The 23,237-nt window shown below is 73.2% G+C and carries 23 protein-coding genes, 1 tRNA gene and 1 pseudogene; 16 read left to right on the plus strand and 9 right to left on the minus strand.

Annotated features, from left to right (window positions below; genetic code table 11):
- Positions 1–6: 6 nt before the first annotated feature.
- Genes M8J74_RS23795 through M8J74_RS23805 form a run of 3 tightly spaced genes read right to left on the minus strand, consistent with a single transcriptional unit; the run spans position 7 to position 3,751 of the window.
- Entirely contained in the window at positions 7–1,431 is a 1,425-nt protein-coding gene (locus M8J74_RS23795) for an exopolysaccharide biosynthesis polyprenyl glycosylphosphotransferase (RefSeq protein ID WP_249838394.1), read from the minus strand.
- Entirely contained in the window at positions 1,428–2,603 is a 1,176-nt protein-coding gene (locus M8J74_RS23800) for a glycosyltransferase (RefSeq protein ID WP_249838395.1), read from the minus strand. Before M8J74_RS23800 ends, M8J74_RS23795 begins: the two co-directional genes overlap by 4 nt.
- A 47-nt stretch (positions 2,604–2,650) precedes the next feature.
- Positions 2,651–3,751, minus strand: coding sequence for a DUF3344 domain-containing protein (locus M8J74_RS23805; RefSeq protein WP_249838396.1), 1,101 nt, complete (start codon positions 3,749–3,751; stop codon positions 2,651–2,653).
- Positions 3,752–4,001: 250 nt separating this feature from the next.
- Here M8J74_RS23805 and chpG point away from each other — a divergent pair, with 250 nt between their 5' ends.
- The 7 genes from chpG to M8J74_RS23840 all read left to right on the plus strand — a co-directional run bounded on the left by chpG (position 4,002) and on the right by M8J74_RS23840 (position 8,493).
- The gene (gene chpG / locus M8J74_RS23810) at positions 4,002–4,241 is read left to right on the plus strand and encodes a chaplin ChpG (RefSeq protein WP_058925214.1); all 240 of its coding nucleotides are present in this window, start codon (positions 4,002–4,004) and stop codon (positions 4,239–4,241) included.
- 188 nt (positions 4,242–4,429) lie between these two features.
- Positions 4,430–5,236, plus strand: coding sequence for a hypothetical protein (locus M8J74_RS23815; RefSeq protein ID WP_249838397.1), 807 nt, complete (start codon positions 4,430–4,432; stop codon positions 5,234–5,236).
- 113 nt (positions 5,237–5,349) lie between these two features.
- Positions 5,350–5,634, plus strand: a complete 285-nt coding sequence (locus M8J74_RS23820) for a hypothetical protein (protein WP_058925216.1) — start codon at positions 5,350–5,352, stop codon at positions 5,632–5,634.
- Positions 5,635–5,819: 185 nt separating this feature from the next.
- A complete protein-coding gene (locus tag M8J74_RS23825; protein WP_249838398.1) occupies positions 5,820–6,320 on the plus strand; it encodes a DUF5949 family protein in 501 nt (166 codons plus the stop codon).
- A gap of 163 nt (positions 6,321–6,483) precedes the next feature.
- Positions 6,484–6,996, plus strand: a complete 513-nt coding sequence (locus tag M8J74_RS23830; protein WP_249838399.1) for a hypothetical protein — start codon at positions 6,484–6,486, stop codon at positions 6,994–6,996.
- A gap of 149 nt (positions 6,997–7,145) precedes the next feature.
- Complete coding sequence (locus M8J74_RS23835; RefSeq protein WP_249838400.1) at positions 7,146–7,643, plus strand: tyrosinase family oxidase copper chaperone; 498 nt, start codon at positions 7,146–7,148, stop codon at positions 7,641–7,643.
- Positions 7,627–8,493 carry a tyrosinase family protein gene (locus M8J74_RS23840; RefSeq protein ID WP_249838401.1) on the plus strand — a complete coding sequence of 289 codons (867 nt, stop codon included), beginning with the start codon at positions 7,627–7,629 and terminating at the stop codon, positions 8,491–8,493. Before M8J74_RS23835 ends, M8J74_RS23840 begins: the two co-directional genes overlap by 17 nt.
- Before the next feature lie 78 nt (positions 8,494–8,571).
- Here the strand turns inward: M8J74_RS23840 and M8J74_RS23845 are convergent, their stop codons facing one another.
- From M8J74_RS23845 to M8J74_RS23855, 3 genes are all read right to left on the minus strand, one after another.
- A complete protein-coding gene (locus tag M8J74_RS23845; RefSeq protein WP_058925221.1) occupies positions 8,572–8,847 on the minus strand; it encodes a chaplin in 276 nt (91 codons plus the stop codon).
- A 137-nt stretch (positions 8,848–8,984) separates the two neighbouring features.
- Positions 8,985–9,944: a D-2-hydroxyacid dehydrogenase family protein gene (locus M8J74_RS23850; RefSeq protein ID WP_249838402.1), complete on the minus strand. Its 960-nt coding sequence runs from the start codon at positions 9,942–9,944 to the stop codon at positions 8,985–8,987.
- Positions 9,945–10,189: 245 nt separating this feature from the next.
- Positions 10,190–10,262 (minus strand) — tRNA-Arg (locus M8J74_RS23855).
- 321 nt (positions 10,263–10,583) lie between these two features.
- Here M8J74_RS23855 and M8J74_RS23860 point away from each other — a divergent pair.
- The 6 genes from M8J74_RS23860 (at position 10,584) to M8J74_RS23885 (ending at position 17,075) form a co-directional block, all read left to right on the plus strand.
- On the plus strand, positions 10,584–12,191 hold the full coding sequence (locus M8J74_RS23860; RefSeq protein ID WP_249838403.1) for a dynamin family protein: 1,608 nt from the start codon (positions 10,584–10,586) through the stop codon (positions 12,189–12,191).
- 3 nt (positions 12,192–12,194) lie between these two features.
- A complete protein-coding gene (locus M8J74_RS23865) occupies positions 12,195–14,093 on the plus strand; it encodes a GTPase (RefSeq protein ID WP_249838404.1) in 1,899 nt (632 codons plus the stop codon).
- A gap of 190 nt (positions 14,094–14,283) precedes the next feature.
- Positions 14,284–14,745, plus strand: coding sequence for a single-stranded DNA-binding protein (locus M8J74_RS23870; RefSeq protein WP_249838405.1), 462 nt, complete (start codon positions 14,284–14,286; stop codon positions 14,743–14,745).
- A gap of 267 nt (positions 14,746–15,012) precedes the next feature.
- Positions 15,013–16,431, plus strand: coding sequence for a Cys-Gln thioester bond-forming surface protein (locus tag M8J74_RS23875; RefSeq protein ID WP_249838406.1), 1,419 nt, complete (start codon positions 15,013–15,015; stop codon positions 16,429–16,431).
- A 60-nt stretch (positions 16,432–16,491) separates the two neighbouring features.
- Entirely contained in the window at positions 16,492–16,854 is a 363-nt protein-coding gene (locus M8J74_RS23880) for a hypothetical protein (RefSeq protein ID WP_249838407.1), read from the plus strand.
- Entirely contained in the window at positions 16,851–17,075 is a 225-nt protein-coding gene (locus M8J74_RS23885) for a hypothetical protein (RefSeq protein WP_249838408.1), read from the plus strand. Before M8J74_RS23880 ends, M8J74_RS23885 begins: the two co-directional genes overlap by 4 nt.
- A gap of 15 nt (positions 17,076–17,090) precedes the next feature.
- Here the strand turns inward: M8J74_RS23885 and M8J74_RS23890 are convergent, their stop codons facing one another.
- The gene (locus M8J74_RS23890; protein ID WP_249838409.1) at positions 17,091–17,543 is read right to left on the minus strand and encodes an NUDIX domain-containing protein; all 453 of its coding nucleotides are present in this window, start codon (positions 17,541–17,543) and stop codon (positions 17,091–17,093) included.
- A 264-nt stretch (positions 17,544–17,807) separates the two neighbouring features.
- Here M8J74_RS23890 and ettA point away from each other — a divergent pair, with 264 nt between their 5' ends.
- The 3 genes from ettA to M8J74_RS23905 are packed head-to-tail and all read left to right on the plus strand — an operon-like array spanning position 17,808 to position 20,562.
- Positions 17,808–19,472, plus strand: coding sequence for an energy-dependent translational throttle protein EttA (gene ettA, locus M8J74_RS23895; RefSeq protein ID WP_058925228.1), 1,665 nt, complete (start codon positions 17,808–17,810; stop codon positions 19,470–19,472).
- Positions 19,473–19,474: 2 nt separating this feature from the next.
- Positions 19,475–19,888: an acyl-CoA thioesterase gene (locus M8J74_RS23900; protein ID WP_249838410.1), complete on the plus strand. Its 414-nt coding sequence runs from the start codon at positions 19,475–19,477 to the stop codon at positions 19,886–19,888.
- Entirely contained in the window at positions 19,885–20,562 is a 678-nt protein-coding gene (locus tag M8J74_RS23905) for a DUF8185 domain-containing protein (RefSeq protein WP_249838411.1), read from the plus strand. Before M8J74_RS23900 ends, M8J74_RS23905 begins: the two co-directional genes overlap by 4 nt.
- On the opposite strand, the gene M8J74_RS23910 is transcribed toward M8J74_RS23905, so the two are convergent.
- On the minus strand, positions 20,563–21,540 hold the full coding sequence (locus M8J74_RS23910; protein WP_249838412.1) for an ATP-binding cassette domain-containing protein: 978 nt from the start codon (positions 21,538–21,540) through the stop codon (positions 20,563–20,565).
- Positions 21,541–21,760: 220 nt separating this feature from the next.
- Positions 21,761–23,237 (minus strand): annotated as a pseudogene (locus tag M8J74_RS23915) (FtsX-like permease family protein); the annotation flags it as partial.

Below are 23,237 nucleotides of genomic sequence, written 5' to 3' on the forward strand. Positions count from 1 at the left end.
CCGCGCTCAGCTCCCCGTCGGACGCACGAGCGTGGCCGCGGTGCGCAGCAGGATGCAGATGTCCTGCCACAGCGACCAGTTGTCGATGTAGGCGTTGTCGAAACGGCAGCGGTCCTCGATCGAGGTGTCCCCGCGCAGCCCGTGCACCTGCGCGAGCCCGGTGATACCGGTCCGCATCCGGTGGCGGGCCGCGTAGCCGGGGTAGGTCTGGCTGAACTTGCCGACGAAGTACGGGCGTTCGGGCCGGGGCCCGACCAGGCTCATGTCGCCCCGCAGGACGTTCCACAGCTGGGGAAGCTCGTCCAGCGAGGTGCGCCGCATCAGCCGGCACAGCCACGGCATGTCCTGCTCGTTCGCCACGCTCCAGCGGGTCGCCGCCTCGTGCGCGTTCACCGGCCGGTGCGTGCGGAACTTCAGCAGCGTGAACGGCTTGCCGTCCTTGCCGATCCGCTCCTGCCGGAAGACGACGCCCGGCCCGCCGCTCAGCCGCACCGCCACCGCGCACATCAGCAGCAGCGGGCCGGCCAGGAACAGCAGCGTCCCGGACACGGCCACGTCCAGCGCCCGCTTGCCGGCGGTGCCCCGCCGCCGCGATCCCATCACCAGTCGCCGGCAGGAGAACCCGGCGAGCCGCTCACCCGCCTCGTACGAGGGTGAGTCCGCGTCGATCTCCCACACCGCGCAGCCCGACTCGGCGAGCGCCCGCAGCAGCGGTCCCTGCCGGGACCGTACCGAGGGGTGCACGGTCAGGATGTCGCTCACGCCGTTCTGGACGAGGGCCCGCTCCACCGCCTCGCCGGTGGTCAGCACCGGCAGGCCCTCGCCGCCGTCCGGCTGCTCGGCGACGATGCCCACCGGCCGCACCCCGCACCGCGGGTGGCGCAGCACGGCGGCGGCCACCCGCTGGGCGGTCGCGGCGGGGCCGACGACGAGAGCGGCGCGCGGGCGGGCGAGCAGGGCCACGCGCTGCTGCCGGCGCACCGCGCCGCGGCCCACGCAGCCGGCCGCCGACTGCAGCAGGAATCCCAGCACGAGGGTGGCCGGGCCGAGCGCCCGGTCCGTGTCGTACGCGGCCAGCGCGGCGGCGAGGACCAGCCAGGCGACGCCGATCCGGGCGCAGACGGCGGGCAGTTCGTCGAGGATCCCGCTCACCGCCGCGGACGTCTGCGGGCGCAGCAGTATCGACGCGGCGACCAGCAGCGCCACCACCAGCGGCCGGCGCTGGGCCTCGCCGAGGGCGAGCGCCCCCGCGAGGGCCGCGACGAGATCCGCGGTGAGCAGGGGGAGCGGTGAGGAGGGACGGGCCGGGGGGCGGCGGGCCGGGAACCGGAAACCGGCCGCCGGGCCGCGCGGCGGCAGAACCGAGACGGACGAGAATCCGAGGTCCCGTGCCTGCCCGCCGGGGGAGGGAACGGTGCTTTCCGCGGTCACGAGTGGATGGGCTCCCTGCACTCGGTGGACACGAGGCGCGCGGCGGCTTCGGCTCCGAGCAGGTCGCGGTACAGACCCGCCACCGCCTCGGTCGTGCGCCGCACGTCGTGCGTGGACAGGACGTAACGGCGCCCGAGCCGGCCGAGCGACTCGCGCCGCGACGGGTCGAGCAGCAGTGCGGCGACGGCGGCGGCCAGCGCCGACGGGTCCTCCGGGGGGACCAGGCAGCGGTCGGCGAGTGCGGACGGCAGGCTCTCCCGTGCGCCGTCCACGTCGCTGACCACCACGGGGCGGCCGCAGGCCATCGCCTCCAGCGGCGCGAGCGCCATGCCCTCCCAGCGGGACGGCAGGACGACCAGGTCGGCGGCCTGGTACCAGGGCACCACGTCGGCGAACGACCCGGCGAACAGCACCGGTTCGGGGGCGGCGGCGCGCAGCCGGTCGTGCTCCGGCCCGTCGCCGACCAGCACCAGCCGGGCGTCCGGCACCCGCCGCAGCACCGCCTCCCAGGCCCGCAGCAGGACGTCCTGCCCCTTCTGCCGGCACAGCCGCCCGACGCACACCACGAGCGGCGCGGCCGGATCGACGTCGGGAAGGAGTCCGGCCCGCACGGCGTGCACGGGCGCGGGACGGAAGCGCTCGGTGTCGACGCCGTTGGGGATCACGCTCCACCGCCCCCGGACACCGGCCCGCAACCCCGTCCGGCGCTCCGCCTCGCTGACGCACACCGTCCGCGAGGCCCAGCGCGCCGCGCGCCGTTCCCACTGGAGCGCGAGGGCCGCCATGGCCCCGCCGACCGCCTCGAACGACCAGGCGTGCGGCTGGAACACGGTCGGAATCCGCCCCCGTACGGCGAGCCGCCCGGCCAGCCCGGCCTTAGCGCTGTGCGCGTGCACCAGATCGGGCCGCACGTCCTCGATGACCCGGGCGAGCCGGCGTACCTCGCCCACGAGTGCCGGGCCCGGGGAGCGGGTCGCCTCCCAGCGCCGTACGTCCGCGCCCAGGGCCCGCAGGCCGTCCTCGAGGGGCCCGGCCGGAGAGGCGACCGTGACGTGCAGGCCGGCGGCGAGCTGGGCCCGCGCCAGGTCCGTCACCACCCGGGCGACCCCGCCGTCCACGGGCTGCGTGAGGTGCAGGACCCGCGGCCCGGGGCCGGTTGCTGACTGGTGCATTGCGGGGCTTCCTCGCTCACGGACGTGCTCGGGACGGCGGGACGCGTCTACTGCCGGGCGTCGACGGCCACGAAGAGTGCGCCGGCCCACGCCGCGTCCCGCTGGGAAACGAGCCGGAAGGCCAGCTGGTCACCGCCACGCCGCAGAGCGGTGCCGAGTTCGAACACGTCCGAGTCGTAGCCGAGCGTGTTCGCGTACGACGGCTCGCGCTCCGGCGCGGACGCCCCTGCCTCGGAGATCGTCGAGTTCAGGACGTCGTCGCGCGGGTCGTCCGGTCCGGTGAGAGACGTCGTCCGTCCGGGGCCGGTCGACACCGTGACCGAATCACCCGTACGGCCGCGGTCGCCGTCGTACGCGACGAGCCCCACCCGGCCGGTGCCGTGCGCAGGCAGGCGCAGCCCGCGCAGCCGGACCTCCAGGGGGCTACGCGGGCCGAGGGCGTCGAAGCCGTCCCACAGGGCGAGCCGGCGCAGCGGCTGCCGGGGGTTCTCGTAGGCCACCACCAGCGTCCAGCCGCCCCACGCCCCGGCCGCCGACCTCCCCATCGCGGCGTTGACCTGCGCCACGGTGTAGAGCCCCGAACCGCTGTCCCGGACCAGCCGCGTGACGTCCGCCGACGCCTGGAAGGCGTCCGCTCCCCGCGCCACCCGGTGGCCCACCACCGTGTCGGCGAGGAGGGCCTTGTACGCGCCGCCCGGCTCGGCGATCAGCACCCGCCCGTTGTCCCGCGCCGGCTTCTGCTCGCCCACCCGCAGGTTCCCGCCCCAGTACAGACGGGCGTACGTCACCCGGGAGCCCGCGGGCATCCGGACCTCCGCGCGGGAGGAGTTGTAGGTGTCGGGGTTGTCGTCCACGTCGACGTAGAACATGTCGAAGTCCCCGTTGGCGCCGCTGCCGCCCGCCCGGACCACCGGACACGCGGGCGCGGCGGCGGTACCCGTCGTGCGGCAGCTGACGGAGGTGTTGGCCGCGCGCACGATCCCGCCGTGCTGGAGCGCGCGGTAGCGCTCGGTGAACGGCAGGCGCTGGACCTGGGCGGCCGGCGGTCCGGGTGCGGCCGCCTCGGCGTGGGCCGGTCCGCACAGGGCGGCGACGGCGGCGACTCCCGCCGTCGCACGGCGCAGCAGGGGGACCGGGGAGATACGCATGACCGGCGGTGCCCTTTCGGGAGACGACGGCGCAGGTGCGGGCGAAGTACCGCCCGTGGGGCGCCGGGAGGCCGCAACTCTAGCCGCTTTCGCGACTAATCAGGCGAAAACGGTCAGTTGTGTCGGGTCCGTGAAGGCGGCCCCCGGACAGTTCACCCCATCGGCGGCACAACCCGCGTGGACGTCACGCGTTGACACAGCGCCGGGCATCCGCCCGGGTGTTTGCAACAACCCCAAGGAGCACCTCTCCATGTCGCGTATCGCGAAGGGCCTGGCCCTGACCTCCGTTGCCGCCGCGGCCGTCGCCGGTGGTGCGGGCATCGCCGCCGCCGACAGTGACGCGCACGGCGCCGCCGCTCACTCCCCGGGCGTGCTGTCGGGCAACGTCGTTCAGGTTCCGGTCCACGTTCCGGTCAACGTCTGCGGCAACACCGTCGACGTCATCGGCCTGCTGAACCCGGCGTTCGGCAACCAGTGCGAGAACGACTGACGTTCGCGCGTCACTTCCCCGGCCGGCCGCCCTCCCGTACTTCCTCCACGGGGGCGCGGCCGGTCCGCTTTGCCCCGGTCCCCTTTGCCCTGGTCTGCTTTGCCCCGAACGGACGATGCAGCGGTTGCAGGGTGCAATGGGTGAACCCACGGTGGGCGTAGATCCGACGCTCATCGAAAGGAACACCCATGCGTGCTCTGCCCGCACGGCGCATCGCGTCCACCGCGCTCTGCGCCGCCCTCCTGGTCGGCGTCGCCGCCCCGGCCGCCGTCGCCGCCGACCCGGCCGGGGAGCGCACCGACACGGCGTCCCGTACGCCCGTCCCCGGCGCGGACACGCGCCTCGGCCAGGTGCGCAGCCTGTCCGACCTGGGCCGCGTGCTCACCCCGGTCACCGACCTGCTGTCCTCCGTCCTCAAGGCCGACAACGGCCGGCTCTCCGACGCCGAGGCGGCCAAGCTCTCCAGCGCGGTGAAGGACGCCCTCGCGAAGGTCACGGCGGCGACGCCGTCTTCATTGAGCACGGGGAGCACGCCGAGTACGGGAAGTACGTCGAGTACGGGGAGCACGCCGAGTACGGGAAGTACGCCGAGCACGGGAAGTACGCCGAGTACGGGGAGTACGTCGAGCAACGCCTCGACTCTGCCCGCGCTGCCCCCCACACCCGCGCTGCCCGCCTCCGAGCCCGTCACCACGCTGCCGGCGCTCGTCAAGAGCGGCGCGGTCACCGAGGTGCCCTCCGCGGACGTCCTGAAGGACGCGCTGGCGTCACTGCAGAAGGCCATCGACGACCTGGTCGGGGCCGCGGCCACCGGCGACGCCGACGAAGCCGCGTCCGCCCTCGACGCCTCCGTGTCGGGGCTCGTCGACGCCATCGCCGCGACACTGATCGACGGCAAGCTGCCCGCACCGACGTTGCCCGCGCCGACGCTGACCGGTCTGCCGAGCCTGCCGAGCCTGCCCAGCCAGCCCAAGGCCGGCCTGCCGCCGAACTGACATCGGGATCTCATATGAGGACTCTGCAGGGGAGTTTCCGCGCCGGACGCACCTCGTTGGGCATGGCGTCAGACTTCCCCGGGTGACGTCGAGTCGCCGAAGAAAGGAACACGATGAAGACCCTCAAGGCCGCCGCCGTCATCGCCGGTTCGCTGGTCCTCGCCGGTGCCGCAGCGCCCGCGTTCGCCTACAACAGCGCCGACCTCACGCCCACCAGCCTCAACGGGGCCGTGAACGCGCTCACCAAGGGTCCCATCGACGTGATGCCGCTGCAGCACCAGTCGGACTCGCTCGACACGGAGAACAAGGACTCCGCGCTCAGCACCGTCAGCGGCGCGACGAAGGCGCTGAACAACAACGGCGGCATCGTCGGCGCGCTGCCCGCCGTGGGCGGCTGAGTCCGCTTCACCGGTCACCGGGACACCCCGGGAAAGGCCGATTCCGGGTGGCCGCCCAAGGGCCACGGGATCGGCCTTCGCGCTGTTCGAGCCCGTCCCCCGTTCGTGTGGACACCCGCCCGGCCCTCCCCCAGTCGGGTGAGAACGCGTCAGGCGCCCGCCGGAGCCGTCGCTATGGTCGCCCGGTGACCTCAACCTCAAGCGAGACCCGGCCCTTCCGCGCCGCCGACCTCGGCACGCTCGTCGTCCTTCCCTGGAGCGGCGAGAACGCCGACGGCGTCGACATCCCCCACCTCCTGGTCTGTTCCCTGGGGAACGCCGAGGGCGGCCCGGAGGCGACGTCCGCCGCCGTCGAGCGGCTGCTGACGGACAACGGTCTGCCGGTCGGCCGGGAGCTGGTCGACGGCATCGCCCGCCCCAGCCTCCCGGTCAGCATGCTCGTCGTCGCGGGCCAGGCCGTCGTCACCATGCCGGGCCTGCGGGCCCAGTGCACCGTGCCGCCGGAGTGGCTGGAGGCCGTCGGGGCACGCGGCTTCGCCTACCTGATCTTCACCGCGCGCCCCTGGCCGGAGGCCGAGCTCGGCAAGTCCGTCGAGCCCGAGCAGCTGGCCGAGTTCGTCAACGCCGACGAGACCCTGGACGCCGCCGCGCACCTCGTGCTGCCGGCCCGCAGCCTGCGCGCCTGACGCCGTCGCCGCGGGGCGGCACCGGCCTCCCGCCCCGCACCGACGGCCGTCCGTTCGTCGTACTACTGCGGCACCCGGGGGATTCTTGCGCTGGTGGACGCCCCAGGATCGTTACGGGGTACGGACGTTGAGCCTCCGAACCCTGGAAGGGACCGCACCTGTCATGAAGTCGACCACCCGAGGAACCCTTGCCGCCGTCGTCGCCGGCGTCGCGGCCGCCGTAGGAGCGGCCGCCCCCGCCGTGGCGGTCGGCACGGTCCCCGTCCCCGTGCCGCTCAAGGGCGCCGAGAAGGCCCTCAACATGGAACTGCCGAGCGTCGGCGGCGAGATCCCGCTGCCGAAGCCGGGCAAGCCGGACGGCCCGCAGTTCGTCGAGGGCCGCCTCCTGCCTGCGCGGACCCTGCCGCAGCTCCCGGTCACCGGCGGTCTGCCCGGCGCCGGCCTGCGCGCGCCCGTGCCGCACGTCCTCGGCGACACCTTCGACCACGTGGGCGTCGAGGCACCCGCCTCCGACCTGCGCACCATGGCGCCCGGCCTGACCGTGGACGCCCCGCTGACCCGGCCGAACCCCGACAACTTCGGCCTGCCGGACACCAAGCTGCCGCAGGCGGGCGTCCTCGCCCCGGTCCTGCAGACCGTGCCCGGCGCCGACCTGGGCCTGGGCCCGGGACTGTAGGACCGCGCCGACGCCTCGCTCCCCGCGCGGGGCCCGGGTCCGTGAACCGGTGCCCCGGCCTCGCCCGGCCGCCACGACCGCAAGGGTGACCAGGCGGCCCCTCGGGCGGTTACCGCTTGTGTACATCGCAACCGGACGAGGAGCACACGATGGTCGTCAGTGTCGGCAGGGAAGCGGTGCGGGCCGAACAGGGGGCGACGAGACCCCGGCCGGCACCGCCCGCGCGGCGGGCCGCGCTGCGCGGGCTGCTCGCCACGGCCGCCGCGGCCGTCACCCTGGTCCCCGTCGTCGCCGCCTCCCGCTCCGGCCACCGGGCCGGGCGCCCGGTGGACCTCCCCTTCGACTTCGACGAGGTCTACCGCGGCCGGCGCATCCGCGGCCGGCGGACCGTCACCCCGGACCACACCGTCGACGCCCACGCCTGGCAGGTCACCGTGGATGCCCGGCCCCTGCACCTGATGCGCCGCGCCGACGGCGGCTGGCTGAGCATGGTCGACCACTACTGCTCGTACCCGACTCCGCTCGAAGCGGCCCGCGCAGCCGTCGACGAACTGGGTCCGGGGGAGCGGCTGCGCGCTACGGACGTCATGGCGGGCCACATGGCGGCCCGTTCGCACGCGGGGGGACACCATGGCGTACACGCGTAAGGACGTCACCACCCTCACCCGCACCGAGCGGCGACGGTTCGTCGGGGCACTGCTCGAGGTGAAACGGCTCGGGGAGTACGACGAGTTCGTGCGGACGCACATCGAGTACTACGTCCCGGACGGCGACCTCGGACTCCGTACGGCCCACATGGCGCCGTCCTTCCTGCCCTGGCACCGCCGGTTCCTGCTCGACCTGGAGCGCGCGCTGCGCCGCGTCGACCCGTCGGTGACCGTGCCGTACTGGGACTGGACGAAGGACCGCGGGACGACGTCGGCGCCCTGGACGGCGGACCTCCTCGGCGGCAACGGACGGCGGCCGGACCGCCGGGTGACCACCGGGCCGTTCGCCTACGCCGAGGGCAACTGGACCCTCAAGGAGAACGTCACCGACGAGAAGGCCCTCACCCGGGACCTCGGCCGCGCACGCGATCCCATCGACCTGCCGACGGGGAGCGAGCTGGAGTCGGCCCTGGCCGAGCCCGTCTACGACACCTCGCCCTGGGACTCCAGGTCGGCGAAGGGGTTCCGCAACCGGCTGGAGGGCTGGGGGAGCGGACGGGGCAGCGCCGCCTGGCGCAACCACAACCGGGTGCACCGGTGGGTCGGCGGGGTGATGGTCGGGGGCGCCTCCGTCAACGATCCGGTGTTCTGGCTGCACCACGCCTTCATCGACCTGCAGTGGTGGCGCTGGCAGCAGCGGCACCGCCAGGCCCGCTACCTGCCCGCGACCCCGCCGGGGCCGGGCAGCGAGCAGTACCGCCGGGTCGTCGCGCGGCACGAGAAGATGCCGCCGTGGGACGTCACCCCGGCGGAGCTGGAGGACGTCAGCGGGATCTACCGGTACGCCTGAGCGGGCGCGGAGGGATTCCGGACAGGGGAAGAGCCCCGGCGCCCTGGGTGCCGGGGCTCTGGTGTGGCGTGCCGGTGGTCAGCCGCCGTAGCCGTAGCCGCCGTTGTCGTGGTCGCTCACGTTGGCGCAGGTGTTGCCGAACGCCGGGTTCAGCAGGCCGATCACGTTGACCGTGTTCCCGCACAGGTTGACCGGGATGTGGACGGGGACCTGGACGAGGTTGCCCGACAGGACGCCGGGCGAACCGACGGCCGCGCCGTGGGCGCCCGCGTCCGCCATGGCCAGGCCGGCGCCGCTGAGCACCACGGCCCCCGTGCCGAGGACGACGCCGGCTGCCTTCGCGATGCGAGACATCACGTACTCCTTCTGATTCGGTGAGCGCGGCGGCAGGACTCGCCGTCGCACTTACCCTTCAACGCCGTGGCTGACGGGGAGTCACGGCGATCATCGGTGCATCACTCCTTTTGAACATCCGCTCGCACCCGTTTGCCTCAGCCCAGCCGTCGCAGGGGTTCGCCGTCGAGATAGGCACGGATGTCCTCCACGGCCTGCCCGTAGTACGTCGCGTAGTTCGCCCGTGAGACATAGCCCAGGTGGGGGGTGGCGAGCAGCCGGGGCGCGGTCCGCATCGGATGGCCGGCGGGCAGCGGCTCCACGTCGAACACGTCGACGCCCGCGCCGGCGATACGGCCCTGCCGCAGGGCCGCCAGCAGGGCGTCCTGGTCGACGATCGCGGCGCGCGAGGTGTTGATCAGGTAGGCGGTGGGCTTGAGGAGGGCGAGTTCGGCGGGGCCGAGCAGGCCGCGGGTGCGCTCGCTCAGGGCGAGGTGGACGGAGACGAAGTCGCTGCCCGACAGCAGGTCCTCCTTGGAGGGCGCCAGTTCGACGCCGACCTCGTCGGTGTACTCCTTGGTGAGGTTCTGGCTCCAGGCGCTGACGTGCATGCCGAAGGCGAGGCCGACCCGCGCGACCCGGCTGCCGATCTTGCCCAGGCCCAGCAGGCCGAGCCGGCTGCCGTGCAGGTCGGCGCCGACCGTCTGCTGCCAGGGGCCGTTCCCGCGCAGGGCGTCGTTCTCCCGGACGATCCCGCGGGCGAGTCCGAGCAGCAGCGCCCAGGTCAGCTCGACGGGCGGCGTCGAGGAACTCGCCGTGCCGCACACGGTGACGCCGTGCGCCGCGGCGGCGTCGTAGTCGATGACACTGTTGCGCATGCCGGAGGCGACGAGCAGTTTCAGCCGGGGCAGGCGGGCGAGCAGGGAAGCCGGGAAGGGCACGCGCTCGCGCAGCGTGACCACGATGTCGAACTCCGCGAGCGCGGCGGCCAGTTCGTCCTCGGAGCCGAAGTGCTCGGCAAAGGACGTTACCTCCACCCGATCGGCCACGGGCGACCAGTCGGCGACCTCCGCCGCCACCTGCTGAAAGTCGTCGAGCACAGCACAGCGCAACCGCACGGCCGGTCCTCTCGTCGGAGTGAGATACCGCTCGCCATGCTCGCGCATCGTCCCGACGGACACCGTCTCGGCCCGCGGTCACCCCGGGCGGCAGCCTTCAGCTCTGAAGGCTTTCGGGAGGGCAAGTGCTCCGGACGGCTCCCGAGACGTGGCCGGAGCGCGGCGAAAGGCGCTTGGCCTCATACGGCCCGGCGAGGGGAGAGGAGAGGGCCCTCCGCCTGAAAGGAGAGGTCAGAGGGTGTGCGCGCCCCCGGCAGGACTCGAACCTGCGGCCAAGCGCTTAGAAGGCGCCTGCTCTATCCACTGAGCTACGGGGGCCGGGTGTGTGGCCTCTGTCGTGGGTGCCCGGGTGTGGGCCGATCCGTGACGTTGCCGGGGACAAGGATAGGGCTCCCGCATCCTTGTCCCTGTTGCTTCGCCTCCGTGGCTCGATGTGGAGGTTCGGTGAAGCGGTCCTGATAATCGCAGGCAGGTACGAATCGTGCATCGCTTTTGAGCCCTCAGGCACCGGGTGTTGTGCACTCGTTATGCCTGGACTATGCCCGCGTCCCAGTCATCCCTTCCGTCCCTTGTGTCCTGTCGGCGCGCAGACATACTCATATGCTTCAGAATTCCCCTAAAATTGGGCATTCTTCACATGTGGTGACCTTGGACGTACGGCCTCAGCTGCTCGACGCACTTTCCGCCCTGCGCGACCGTGTCGCCGCCGCACGCTTCCCGCTGCCCCTGGCGGGGGCGCCACGCGCGCGTGCCAACCGCGACGAGCTTCTCGCGCAGCTCGACGACTACTTGGTGCCCCGCCTGAGAGAGCCTGAAGCGCCCTTGCTGGCGGTGGTGGGCGGATCGACCGGCGCGGGCAAGTCGACCCTCGTCAATTCCCTTGTCGGGCGGCGGGTGAGCGAGGCCGGCGTGCTGCGGCCCACCACACGGACGCCGGTCCTGGTGTGCCATCCGGAGGACCATCACTGGTTCAGCGGCATGCGCGTGCTGCCCGACCTCACCCGCGTGTGGGCACCCCATCGGGAGCCCACGGACGACCTGTTGCTGCCGGGGGAGGACCCCGCGCGCGTGCTGCGCGTGGAGACCGCCGAGACCGTGCCGCCGGGCCTCGCCCTGCTCGACGCACCCGATGTCGACTCCCTGGTGGCCGACAACCGCGTCCTCGCCGCCGAACTCATCTGCGCGGCCGACATCTGGGTGATGGTCACCACAGCCGCCCGGTACGCCGACGCCGTCCCCTGGCATCTGCTGCGCACCGCCAAGGAGTACGACGCCACCCTGGTGACGGTGCTCGACCGGGTGCCGCACCAGGTGGTCTCCGAGGTCTCCCGGCAGTACGGGGCGCTGCTGACCAAGGCCGGCCTGGGCGACGTGCCGCGCTTCACCGTGCCCGAACTGCCCGAGTCCGCCTGGGGCGGTGGGCTGCTGCCGGCCAGCGCCGTGGCGCCGCTGCGGACCTGGCTCGTCCATGTGGCGCAGGACCCGGCCGCCCGTCGGCACGTCATGGCCCGTACCGCCCACGGCGTGCTCGACTCGCTGAAGGCCCGGATGCCCGAACTCGCCGGCGCCGCCGCCGCGCAGTACGCGGCGGCGCTCCGGCTCACCTCGGCCGTCGAGTCGGCGTACGACAGCGAGCACACGCGCGTGCGCGGGCGGTTGCAGGCCGGGGCCGTCCTCGCCGGGGGCGCCCTGAAGCGGTGGCGGGCCTTTCCGCTCGACTGTTCGGCGGGTGAGCTGCTGGACGCGCTCGTGGAGAGCCTGGGCGCGCTGCTGCTGTGCGCCGTCACCGCCGCCGACGAGCGCGTCACCGACGCCTGGCGGCGCGAACCCGCGGCGCGCGCCCCGGAGCTCACGGCGGACGACCCGTCCCTGGAGAGCGCCGAACACCGCATCGGGATGGCCGTACGGCGGTGGCGGCGGGAGCTGGAGGAGTTCGCCGAGGAGGAGGTGCGCGACCTCGACCGCGGCATCGCGCCGGACGCGGAGACGGTCGCGGCGCTCGTCGCCACCACGCTCCTCGGCGGACGCCGGGCCCGTACGGCGGGCGAGGGGCTCGCCGAGCGGATCGGGGCGCACGGGGCGCTGCGCCTGCGCGACCGGGGCGGACGGCTGCTCGCCGAGCATCTCGACCGGGTGCTGCTCACCGAGCGCGAACGCCGCCTCGCGCCGCTGGACGCGCTCGACGTGCACGCCGAACCGCAGGCCGAGCTCATCGCCGCGCTGTCCGTACTGCAGAAGGAGAGGTGACCGGTGACCGCCGTCACTGACCAGGACCACACCGAGCACGCCGACCACGCGGGGGACACGGTGACCGAGAAGGACCAGCACGACACCGACGCTTCGGGCGAGCGCCGCGCGCAGCAGCGCGCCGGTGCGGGTAACGCGGCACACGCGCGCGTGGAGAGCGACGACGCCTCCGGCCGTACGGACTCCGCGGAGGCCGCCGACAACTGGGACGACGGGCTCATCGCGCGGCGCGTCACCGAAGACGCGGCAGCCGAACAGGCCGCCTCCCCGGAGACCCGCTCGCACAGCGCACAGCCCCCGGCCCCGCTCGCGTTCGACGGCGTGCTGCGCCCGCGGCTGGACGCGCTCAGGGAGCTGGTCGGCCTCTCGCGCACCCGGCTCGACAACCGCACCCTCGCCGAGGCCGGCCGCGTCCTGGACGAGGCGTCCGCGCGGCGCAGACTGTCCGGACAGCACACCGTCGTCGCCATCGCGGGCGCCACCGGCAGCGGCAAGTCGCAGCTCTTCAACGCCCTCGCCGGCGTGCCCATCTCCGAGACGGGCGTACGACGGCCCACCACCGCCGCGCCGATCGCGTGCAGTTGGAGCGACGGGGCGGCAAGCCTCATCGAACGGCTCGGCATCCCGCCCCGGCTGCGGCGGCGCCCGCTGCAGAACGGCGACCTCGACGCACAGCTGTCCGGACTCGTCCTGGTGGACCTGCCCGACCACGACTCCGCCGCCGTCCAGCACCGCGAGCACGTGGACCGCATCCTGGCCCTCGTCGACGCGGTCATCTGGGTGGTCGACCCCGAGAAGTACGCCGACGCCATGCTGCACGAGCGCTATCTGCGGCCCATGGCGGGACACGCGGAGGTCATGTTCGTCGTCCTCAACCAGACCGACCGGCTGCCCGGCGAGGCCACCGAGCAGGTCCTCGACGACCTGCGGCGACTGCTCGACGAGGACGGGATCGCGCTCGGCGAGTACGGCGAACCGGGCGCCACCGTGCTCTCCCTGTCGGCGCTCACCGGAGACGGCGTACCCGAACTACGCGAGTTGCTCGGCCAGTTCGTGACGGAGCGCGGCGCCCCGGCGCGCCGGATCTTCGCCGACGTGGACGCCGTCGCGGTCGGGCTGTGGCCCGTGTACGCCACCCGGCGGCGGACCGGCCTGAGCGAGGAGGCGCGCGACGAGTTCGCCGCCCGGCTCGCGGACGCCGTCGGCGCCACCGCGGCGGGCGAGGCCGCCGAACGCGCCTGGGCGCGCAACGCCAACCGCGCCTGCGGGACGCCCTGGCTGCGGCTGTGGCGGTGGTACCAGGACCGGACCGAACCGGCCACCGGACGGCTGCCGTTGCGCGCCCAGGCCGACGAGGAGGCCACGGCGCGCCAGCGGGTGGAGCATGCGGTGCGCACGCTGGCCGACCGGGCCTCCTCCGGGCTGCCCGCACCGTGGGCGCAGGCGGTGCGCGAGGCGGCCGTACGGGGATCGCAGGGGCTGCCGGAGGCGCTGGACGAACTGGCCGCGCGCGCGGGACTGCCCCCCGGGCGGCCGCCCCGGCCGGGCTGGTGGCCGGCGGCCGTGCTCGCCCAGGCCGCCATGACCCTCCTTCAAGTGGTGGGCGGCCTGTGGCTGTTGGGGCAGATCATCGGGTTCATGGCGCCCAACCTGGGGGTGCCGGTGCTGCTGATGGTGGCCGGCATCGTCGGCGGCCCGCTGATCGAGTGGAGCTGCCGGATGGCGGCCAGAGGGCCCGCACGGCGGTACGGCACCGAGGCGGAACGGCGACTTCGCGAGGCCGCCGCCGGATGCGGACGGGCCCGGGTCCTGGACCCGGTGGCGGCCGAACTGCTGCGCTACCGCGAGGTGCGCGAGCAGTACGGGAAGGTCGCGGGGGTGGGCGCGACGGCGGGCAGGTGAATCGGGTCGCGACGGAGGTTCGCTCGTCCGGGTGACGGAGATTTCCACAGGCGGGTGGCCGTCCACAGGGCTCTGCGGGCTCGGCCCGACGGAGGCAGTCTGGCGGTGCGGCGATCGCGAGAGGCGTGGCCGCCGCGGCAGACGCAGCCGTACGGGACGGGCCCGTACGCGTGTCAGGGAGGGATACGCGATGAACGAGACGATCATCTGCGCCGTGGGCAACGTGGCGACCCGGCCGGTGTACCGGGAACTGGCCTCCGGGCCGTCGGCCCGGTTCCGGCTCGCGGTGACCGCGCGGTACCTGGACCGTGAGAACAACACCTGGACCGACGGCCACACCAACTTCTTCACGGTGTGGGCCAACCGGCAGCTCGCCACGAACGCGGCGGCCTCCCTCAACGTGGGCGACCCCGTCGTCGTGCAGGGCAGGCTGAAGGTGCGCAGCGACGTGCGCGAGGGGCAGAACTGGACCTCGGCGGACCTCGACGCGATCGCGATCGGCCACGATCTCGCACGCGGTACGTCGGCCTTCCGGCGGGCGGTCAGGACGGACCCGGCGGCAGCGGCACGGCAGCCCGAGCCCAACTGGGAGACACCGCCCGACGGTGAGGAGCCGGCCCAACAGGAGCCGGAAGCAGCCGCGGTGACGTGATGTCAGACACCGTCCCGAGCTGACCGGACTGCGGCTTATCGGCGAATGCTCCCGAACAACACGGTGGATTTGTCGATAAGCCCCGCCCGTGAACCCTCACGGCGATAACGATTCCGAGTCGGATCGGCCGTCCGATCATCGGACTTGTGAAGGGTGGTGCGTCGGATCCCTAGGATGCCGGGCATGGCTCCCGGGGCGCTCGGGGTCACTGATTCTGCTGGTGGGACCGTCCCCCCACACCGACGGGTCCTGCTCGAAGGGGAATTCGTGTTTTCTGCGTTCTCTGCGCTGTGCGCGCGCAGGCGAGGGGCCACGGCCCGGCTCGCCTCCGCGCTGGTGGTGTCCGGACTCGTGGCGGCCGGCGCGCTGACCGGTGCGGGCGCCGCCGTGGCCGCGGAGACCCCGCAGTCCCAGGGCGGGGCGACCGCCACCATAGGCGGGCTCAAGACATACGGCTCCGCGGTGATCCACGACAAGGTCGCGGGCGACCAGCAGGTCTCGGCGGGCCTGTTCGAGATGTCCGTCGACGGCGGCGGCACGCTGCAGACGTACTGCGTCGACCTGCACAACCCCACCCAGCGCGACGCCCGGTACCACGAGACCTCCTGGCGGGGGACCTCGCTCGGCGCCAACCGCGACGCCGGCAAGATCCGCTGGATCCTGCAGAACTCCTACCCGCAGGTCAACGACCTCGCGGCGCTCGCCGCCAAGGCGGGTGTCCGGGGCGGCCTGAGCGAGCAGGACGCGGCGGCCGGCACGCAGGTGGCCATCTGGCGCTACTCGGACGGCGCGGACGTCGACGCCGTCGACCCGCAGGCCGAGCGGCTCGCGGAATACCTGCAGAAGAGCGCCGTCGACGTGGCGGAGCCCAAGGCGTCGCTGACGCTCGACCCGCCCGCGGTCTCCGGGCACCCCGGCGAGCTCCTCGGCCCGGTGACCGTGCACACCGACGCGGCCGGGGTGACGGTGACCCCACCCGCCGACGCGGCCATCACGGGCGTGGAGATCGTCGACAAGGACGGCAAGCCGCTCACCACCGCGGCCGACGGCAGCCAGATCTTCTTCGACGTGCCCGAGGACGCGGCGGACGGCTCGGCCGAGCTGACCGTGCAGGGCTCGACCACCGTGCCGGTGGGCCGTGCCTTCACCTCCGAGAGCCGCAGCCAGACGCAGATCCTGGCCGGTTCCAGCGAGTCCACGGTCTCCGCGACCGCGAGCGCGAACTGGGCGAAGAAGGGGGCCGTGCCGGCACTGTCGGCGGCGCGGGACTGCGCCAAGGGCGGTGTCGACCTCACCGCGGCCAACAAGGGCGACGAGGCCTTCACGTTCTCCCTGATGGGGACCGAGTACAGCATTCCGGCGGGCGCGTCGCGCACGATGACGATCCCGCTGCAGGAGGACCAGCCGTACGACTTCGCCATCAAGGGGGCGGGCGGTCTCGAACAGCGTTTCAGCGGGATCCTCGACTGCAAGACGCAGGGCAGCGAGAGCGGCGACGCCGTCCAGACGCTCAGCGAGCCGAGCCCGGCGACGGTGGGCGGCATCGCCGACGACACCAACCTCGCCGCGACCGGTGGCAGCAGTACGACCCCGCTCATCGCGGGCGTCGCGATCGGCTTCGTGGTGATCGGCGGGGCGGCGCTGATCGTGATCCGTAAGAAGGAGGAGGCGCGGTCGCGGGGCTGACGTGGCGGCTGCGCGGGGTTTTCCGTGCGAAGCGGTCGGGTCGGCGGGCAGGATGACCCCATGACCAAGCCGTCGGCGTCACCGGAACACCGCCCTTCCTCGGGCTCCGTGCTGTCCCTGTGGTCGCAGGACTCCGTCCTGTCGATCGGCTCCGTGGGATCGGTCCTGTCGATCGGCTCTATCGGCTCGGCCCTCTCCGTCGCCTCGGTCGGCAGCACGCTGTCCGTGGGCTCCATCGGGTCGGCACTGTCGCTGATCTCGGCCGGGTCGTGGCTGAGCACGGGATCGCTGCTGTCCGCACAGTCCAGGTGGTCCGTCCTCTCCTTCCGCTCCACCCGAGCCTTCCGCGCGGCCGGAGCCGTGGGCGCCGTGGCCGTGGCCGCGGCGGCCCTCACCGCCCTCTCGCCGGGGCGACGGGGATGACGGCGGTACGCATGGCGGGGGCGGTGCTGGCCACATGGGTCACCCTGATCGTGCTCCTCCTCGCCCCCTCACTCCTGCCGGAACGCTGGCAGTACTACATCTACTCACCGGCCAGCGTCGGCCTGTGGATGCTGGCGATGCTCGTGGCGCCCTTCGTGGTCTGCGCCGCCGCCTGGCGATGGATCAGGACGGGCGCCGGACGCTCGAAAGAGGGCACCTGACGGCTGTCCGGGCGGTCATCGCGGTGGCGGCCCGACCCCGCCCCACGCTTCGGCATGCTCGCGCAGGTAGTCGGCGAGTTCGGGAGGTTGGAGTTCGAGTGCCGCCAGGGCGGACGCGTCCAGCGCGATCCGGACCGGAGAGAAGTCTCCGGTGTCGGGATCGTTCAGCTCGGGACCGCCACGACGGGTCGGATCGATGTCCAGCACCTCGGCGCGGAAGTAGTGCTGTACGACGGTGACCTTTTCGCCCGGCTCGGTCAGGGTCAGGAACTCGGTGGCAGCGCCGATCGTGGCGCCGATCTCTTCCATGACCTCGCGGCGCAGGGCCGCTTCGAGGTCGGCGTCATAGGGTTCGACGCCTCCGCCGACCGTCGCGTAGTAGGGCGAGCCACCCGGCCATCCCCGGCGCAGGAACACCAGGTGACCTTCATCCAGCAGGACCGCGCGAACCGTGTGACGGACCTTCATACGCGCGACGATAGTGCGCCGGGGCCGGCCGGGAAGTCACCCGGCGCCTGGCGGGCGTCCGCGGGCCGTGCGAGGCCACCGGCGGGCGCGGGGTTGCCCCGGGTCGACCGACAGTGACCGTGAGTTACGGGCCGGGACGCCTGCCCTCGGTGAAGCCGCAGGTCAGAGCGGCACCGCCATACGCGTTTCCGTCCGGGGATGGACGTACGGCAAGATGGGGTGTATCTGCCCACTGCCAGATTTCAAGCTGCCGGACGGTTTCTCTTGGCTGAGTTCATTTACACCATGCGCAAGGCGCGCAAAGCGCACGGCGACAAGGTGATCCTCGACGACGTCACCCTGAACTTCCTGCCGGGGGCGAAGATCGGCGTCGTCGGTCCGAACGGTGCCGGTAAGTCGACCGTGCTGAAGATCATGGCGGGGCTGGAGCAGCCGTCGAACGGCGACGCCTTCCTGTCGCCCGGCTACAGCGTCGGCATCCTGCTGCAGGAGCCCCCGCTGAACGAGGAGAAGACCGTCCTGGAGAACGTCCAGGAGGGTGTCGCCGAGATCAAGGGCAAGCTCGACCGGTTCAACGAGATCGCCGAGCTCATGGCGACCGACTACTCCGACGCGCTGCTCGACGAGATGGGCAAGCTGCAGGAGGAGCTCGACCACGCCAACGCCTGGGACCTCGACGCCCAGCTCGAGCAGGCCATGGACGCGCTCGGCTGCCCGCCCGGCGACTGGCCCGTCACCACCCTCTCCGGTGGTGAGCGGCGACGCGTGGCGCTGTGCAAGCTGCTGCTGGAGGCGCCCGACCTGCTGCTCCTCGACGAGCCCACCAACCACCTCGACGCCGAGTCCGTGAACTGGCTGGAGCAGCACCTCGCCAAGTACGCGGGCACCGTCGTGGCCATCACCCACGACCGGTACTTCCTCGACAACGTCGCCGAGTGGATCCTCGAGCTCGACCGCGGCCGCGCGTACCCGTACGAGGGCAACTACTCCACCTACCTGGAGACCAAGCAGACCCGTCTGAAGGTCGAGGGGCAGAAGGACGCCAAGCGGGCGAAGCGCCTGAAGGAAGAGCTCGAGTGGGTGCGGTCGAACGCCAAGGGACGGCAGGCCAAGTCCAAGGCGCGTCTGGCCCGCTACGAGGAGATGGCCGCCGAGGCCGAGAAGATGCGGAAGCTGGACTTCGAGGAGATCCAGATCCCGCCGGGCCCGCGGCTCGGCAGCATCGTCGTCGAGGTCAACAACCTCAACAAGGCCTTCGGTGACAAGGTCCTCATCGACGACCTGAGCTTCACGCTGCCGCGCAACGGCATCGTCGGCGTCATCGGCCCGAACGGCGCCGGCAAGACCACCCTGTTCAAGATGATCCAGGGTCTGGAGACCCCGGACTCCGGCTCCATCAAGGTCGGCGAGACCGTCAAGATCTCCTACGTCGACCAGAGCCGCGAGAACATCGACCCGAAGAAGACGCTGTGGGCGGTCGTCAGCGACGAGCTCGACTACATCAACGTCGGACAGGTCGAGATGCCGTCGCGGGCGTACGTGTCCGCCTTCGGCTTCAAGGGCCCGGACCAGCAGAAGCCGGCCGGCGTGCTGTCCGGCGGTGAGCGCAACCGGCTGAACCTCGCGCTCACCCTCAAGCAGGGCGGCAACCTGCTGCTCCTCGACGAGCCGACCAACGACCTCGACGTCGAGACGCTCTCCAGCCTGGAGAACGCGCTGCTGGAGTTCCCCGGCTGCGCCGTGGTCGTCTCCCACGACCGGTGGTTCCTCGACCGGGTCGCCACGCACATCCTCGCCTACGAGGGTGACTCCAAGTGGTTCTGGTTCGAGGGCAACTTCGAGTCGTACGAGAAGAACAAGATCGAGCGGCTCGGCGCCGACGCCGCGCGTCCGCACCGTGCCACCTACAAGAAGCTGACCCGGGGCTGATCTTGCGCCATCTCTACCGCTGTCCCCTGCGCTGGTCGGACATGGACGCCTACGGCCATGTCAACAACGCGGTCTTCGTCCGCTACCTGGAGGAGGCCCGCATCGACTTCCTCTTCCGTCCGGAGAAGGACTTCAAGCAGGGGTCCGTGGTGGCCCGGCATGAGATCGACTACAAGCGGCAGCTCGTCCACCGGCACCACCCGGTGGACATCGAGCTGTGGGTCAGTCAGATACGCGCGGCGTCCTTCACCATCACCTACGAGGTGAAGGACGACGACGTGGTCTACGTGCGCGCCTCGACGGTCGTCGTGCCGTTCGACTTCGAGGCGCAGCGGCCGCGCCGGATCACCGCCGAGGAGCGGGAGTTCCTGGAGGAGTACCGGGACGAGGCCGAGGAGGAGGCCGTCGCCGCATGACGGTGCTCCACCTCGCCGACGAGGGGGAGGCGGCGGACCTCGCGGCCTTCCTCTCCCGGCTGATCCACTACGACCGTTCGGCGGCCGTGCGGCTGCAGGCCGCCGGTACCGCGCTCGCCGTCTTCGGGCGGCCCGCCTCCTTCGAGGTGCTGGCGATCCGCGCGGTGCGGCTCGCCAAGCCCTACGAGAACGGTCTCGACGTCACGCTCGACGTGACCGTCTCCGCCGGTGAACTCCTGGAGACGGTCGACGAGTCGGGCGCCACGGCCGCTGTTCCTGGCGCCGTGACCGGGCCGCCGTGGGCCGGCGTGCTGCCGCCGCGCGGCGGCTGGCGGCCGGAGTCCGGGCTGTCCGCGCCCGACGAACTGCGCGCGACGGTCGGCGCGGCGGTGGGCGAATTCCGGTCCCGTACCCAGGAGTTGACGCCCGAGCGGCGTACCAGGGCCGAACTCGACGCGATCGGGCGGGACATCTGGTCGCGCACGGTCGGGGACACGGCCCTGCCGGTCCGGGCCGTGCACGCCGCCCAGTCCCTGGGGTTCCTGCGGCCCGGGGCGCCGGTCGACCTGTTCTCCTCGGGAGCGTGGCTGCGGCTGCGTACGCCCTACGGGTCCGTCGCCGTACGGCGGGCGGGGGTCGGGGCCGCGGCCCTGGGCGTCAGCGTCCGCCGCTGATCACGTCCGGTCCTCGCTGTCGTCCGGGCGTACGGCGATGTGGTCGGGCTCCAGTTCCAGCGCGACGCGGTCGCGCATGCCCAGCGCCTCGGTGTACTCGGCGGGGAGCTGCAGACGGCCGGCGCGGTCGAGCATGGCGTACTCGCGGGCGACGACCGTCTCGTGGCCGGTGGTCTTGTCGACCTCGCTGCGGCGCAGGACCTCCGTGGAGGTGCGGCCGTCGCGGATGGCGACCGTGCGGCGGACCTCGCCGGCGACCGCCTGGTCGTGGGTGACGATCACGATGGTGGTGCCCAGGCGTTCGTTGGCGGTGCGGAAGGCGGCGAAGACGTGTTCCGCGGTGTGCGAGTCGAGTTCGCCGGTGGGTTCGTCGGCGAGCAGGACCGCGGGGTCGTTGGCGAGGGCGACGGCGATGGCCACGCGCTGTTGCTGACCGCCGGACATCTGGTGCGGGCGGCGGTCGCGGCAGTCCGGGATCTCCAGCAACTCCAGCAGTTCCAGGGCGCGTTCGGCGTGCGCGCGGCGGGATGTGCGGGAGGCGCGGGAGCGGGTGCCGGCCAGCTGCATCGGCAGGGCGATGTTCTGGGCGGCGGTGAGGTAGGGCAGGAGGTTGCGGGACGTCTGCTGCCAGATGAAGCCGACGGTGGAGCGGCGGTAGGCGAGGCGGTCCTTCGCGGTCATCGTGAGCAGGTCCTGGCCCGCGACGCGGGCCGCGCCGGCGGTGGGGGTGTCGAGGCCGGCGAGGATGTTCATGAGGGTGGACTTGCCGCTGCCCGACGCGCCCACCAGGGCCATGAGTTCGCCTTCGCGGACCAGGAGGTCGAGGCCCTGGAGGGCCTGGACCTCGATGCCGTCCGTGGTGAAGATGCGGACGAGGCGGTCGCAGGTGATGAGGGCGTCGTGGCCGTAGGCCGGGCGGGTGCGGGTGGATTTGGCGCGGGTCGTCAGGTCGGCGAGCGTGGGGTTGGTCGCGGTCATCGGGGTCATCTCCTGGGCGTCGCGTCGGTGAGGGGCCCGGGGGCGGGGGCGCCGTCACGGGGTTTCGCTCGCCCGCGCGGGCGGGGTGCCGCTGCGCCCACCCGTGCCGCCCCAGCGGCACGACTGCCCGCAGCTGGGTGGGCACGACTGCCCGCAGCTGGGTGGGCACGACTGCCCGCAGCTGGGTGGGCACGACTGCCCGCAGCCGGGGCCAGGTGGGTCATCGGGTGTCTCCCGCCCTGAGTTCCGCCACTGACCCCCGTCTGCCCGTCCACCAGGCCTGGAGGCCGGCGACTCCCACCGTCACCGCCACCACCGCGAGTGCCGGGAGCAGCAGTGAGGTCGTGTCCGTGCGCAGGGCCGCCGGGGCGGTGGGGGCGTCGTGGGCGGCCAGGGCGATGGTCGTCAGGTCGACGGCGGGGGAGAGGAGGCGGATCGTCGCCCAGCCCGTCAGGGCGCCGCCCGCCGCCGCCAGGGCCGCCTGCGGCAGGGACTCCAGGACCAGCAGGCGGCGCCCCTGGGCGCGGGTGAGGCCCATCGTGCGCAGTCTCGCCAGCAGGGCCGCGCGTTCGGGGGAGGCGCGGAGCAGGGACAGGAGCAGGGCGAGGACGGCGTAACCGGCGCCCGCGGCGACGGCGGCCGTGTAGACGTCCTCCGCGCCGGACTGGAGGGGCGAGTCGACGTACCGGGCTCGTTCCGTCGCGCGGAGCCGGACGCTCGCCGTGTCGCCCGCGGCGCGGCGCAGGGCGGGGCCGTCGAGGTGGGCGCCGGTCAGGAGCAGGGCGTTCGGGCGGGCGGCCGTGCGGCTCAGGGCGGCGCGGTCGACGACCAGGAAGTCGTCGCCGGTGACGGCGGGGGTGCGGGGGCGGACGACGGTGACGCGGACGGTGATGGTGCTGCCGTCCTCCAGGCGGACGGGGAAGGGGCGGGAGCCGTAGCGCTCGGTGACGGCCGGGGAGGCGAGGGCGGGGACCGTACCCGAGGACTTGCGGGCCGTCAGGTCGCCCTCGGTGAACGGGCCGAGGCCCGTCCGGTCCGCCAGCCGCGCGTACTCCCACGGGTCCACGCCCGCCAGCGGCACCGACCGCGTGCCGTCGCCCGGCTGGGCCTGGTAGGCGATGCTCACCGCGGCCACCCCGCGCACGCCCGGCATCCCGCGGACCCGCTCGGGCAGTCCCGCCGGCAGCGGCGCCGACGTCTCGACGCGGGCGTCTGCCCCGACCGCGAGGAGGGCCGCCTGGTCGCGGGCCTCGCGCACGCCCGCCAGGACGGAGCCGCCGAAGGCCGCGGTGGTGAGGGCGGTGAGGAGGGCGAGCAGCGGCAGGACGGCCGACGCGGAGGTGCGGGCCGCCCGGGCCAGGGACAGGTGGGCGACCGTGCCGCGCAGCCGGGCGGCCGGGCGGGCCAGGGCGCGCAGCGGCAGCGGGTGCAGCCGGACCAGCAGCAGGGCCGCCACGACTCCGGTCAGCACCGGTGCGAGGGACGTCAGTTGGTTGTCCTGCGCGCCCTGCCGGCGCAGCGTCTCCACCGCGCCCAGGGCGACGGCGGCCAGCGTCAGCTCCGCGACCGTACGGCGCCGGGACGGCCGTACCGACGCCACGTCCGCCCGGCCGCCGTGTACGCGGACGACCCGGTGCGCGACCGCGGCCCGCACCGCGGGTGTCGCGCAGGCGACCGCCGTGACGGTCGCCGCGGCC

The sequence above is a fragment of the Streptomyces panaciradicis genome, from assembly GCF_023516615.1.
GTDB lineage: Bacteria > Actinomycetota > Actinomycetes > Streptomycetales > Streptomycetaceae > Streptomyces > Streptomyces panaciradicis.

What these genes read in the sequence shown, in the direction of transcription:
- M8J74_RS23835 (WP_249838400.1), top strand. Translation starts at nt 7,146, where the DNA reads ATGGTCGTCAGTGTCGGCAGGGAAGCGGTGCGGGCCGAACAGGGGGCG.
- M8J74_RS23870 (WP_249838405.1), top strand. Translation starts at nt 14,284, where the DNA reads ATGAACGAGACGATCATCTGCGCCGTGGGCAACGTGGCGACCCGGCCG.
- M8J74_RS23805 (WP_249838396.1), bottom strand. Translation starts at nt 3,751, where the DNA reads ATGCGTATCTCCCCGGTCCCCCTGCTGCGCCGTGCGACGGCGGGAGTC.
- M8J74_RS23840 (WP_249838401.1), top strand. Translation starts at nt 7,627, where the DNA reads ATGGCGTACACGCGTAAGGACGTCACCACCCTCACCCGCACCGAGCGG.
- M8J74_RS23885 (WP_249838408.1), top strand. Translation starts at nt 16,851, where the DNA reads ATGACGGCGGTACGCATGGCGGGGGCGGTGCTGGCCACATGGGTCACC.
- M8J74_RS23880 (WP_249838407.1), top strand. Translation starts at nt 16,492, where the DNA reads ATGACCAAGCCGTCGGCGTCACCGGAACACCGCCCTTCCTCGGGCTCC.
- M8J74_RS23890 (WP_249838409.1), bottom strand. Translation starts at nt 17,543, where the DNA reads ATGAAGGTCCGTCACACGGTTCGCGCGGTCCTGCTGGATGAAGGTCAC.
- M8J74_RS23830 (WP_249838399.1), top strand. Translation starts at nt 6,484, where the DNA reads ATGAAGTCGACCACCCGAGGAACCCTTGCCGCCGTCGTCGCCGGCGTC.
- chpG (WP_058925214.1), top strand. Translation starts at nt 4,002, where the DNA reads ATGTCGCGTATCGCGAAGGGCCTGGCCCTGACCTCCGTTGCCGCCGCG.
- M8J74_RS23815 (WP_249838397.1), top strand. Translation starts at nt 4,430, where the DNA reads ATGCGTGCTCTGCCCGCACGGCGCATCGCGTCCACCGCGCTCTGCGCC.
- M8J74_RS23905 (WP_249838411.1), top strand. Translation starts at nt 19,885, where the DNA reads ATGACGGTGCTCCACCTCGCCGACGAGGGGGAGGCGGCGGACCTCGCG.
- M8J74_RS23845 (WP_058925221.1), bottom strand. Translation starts at nt 8,847, where the DNA reads ATGTCTCGCATCGCGAAGGCAGCCGGCGTCGTCCTCGGCACGGGGGCC.
- M8J74_RS23820 (WP_058925216.1), top strand. Translation starts at nt 5,350, where the DNA reads ATGAAGACCCTCAAGGCCGCCGCCGTCATCGCCGGTTCGCTGGTCCTC.
- M8J74_RS23800 (WP_249838395.1), bottom strand. Translation starts at nt 2,603, where the DNA reads ATGCACCAGTCAGCAACCGGCCCCGGGCCGCGGGTCCTGCACCTCACG.
- M8J74_RS23910 (WP_249838412.1), bottom strand. Translation starts at nt 21,540, where the DNA reads ATGACCGCGACCAACCCCACGCTCGCCGACCTGACGACCCGCGCCAAA.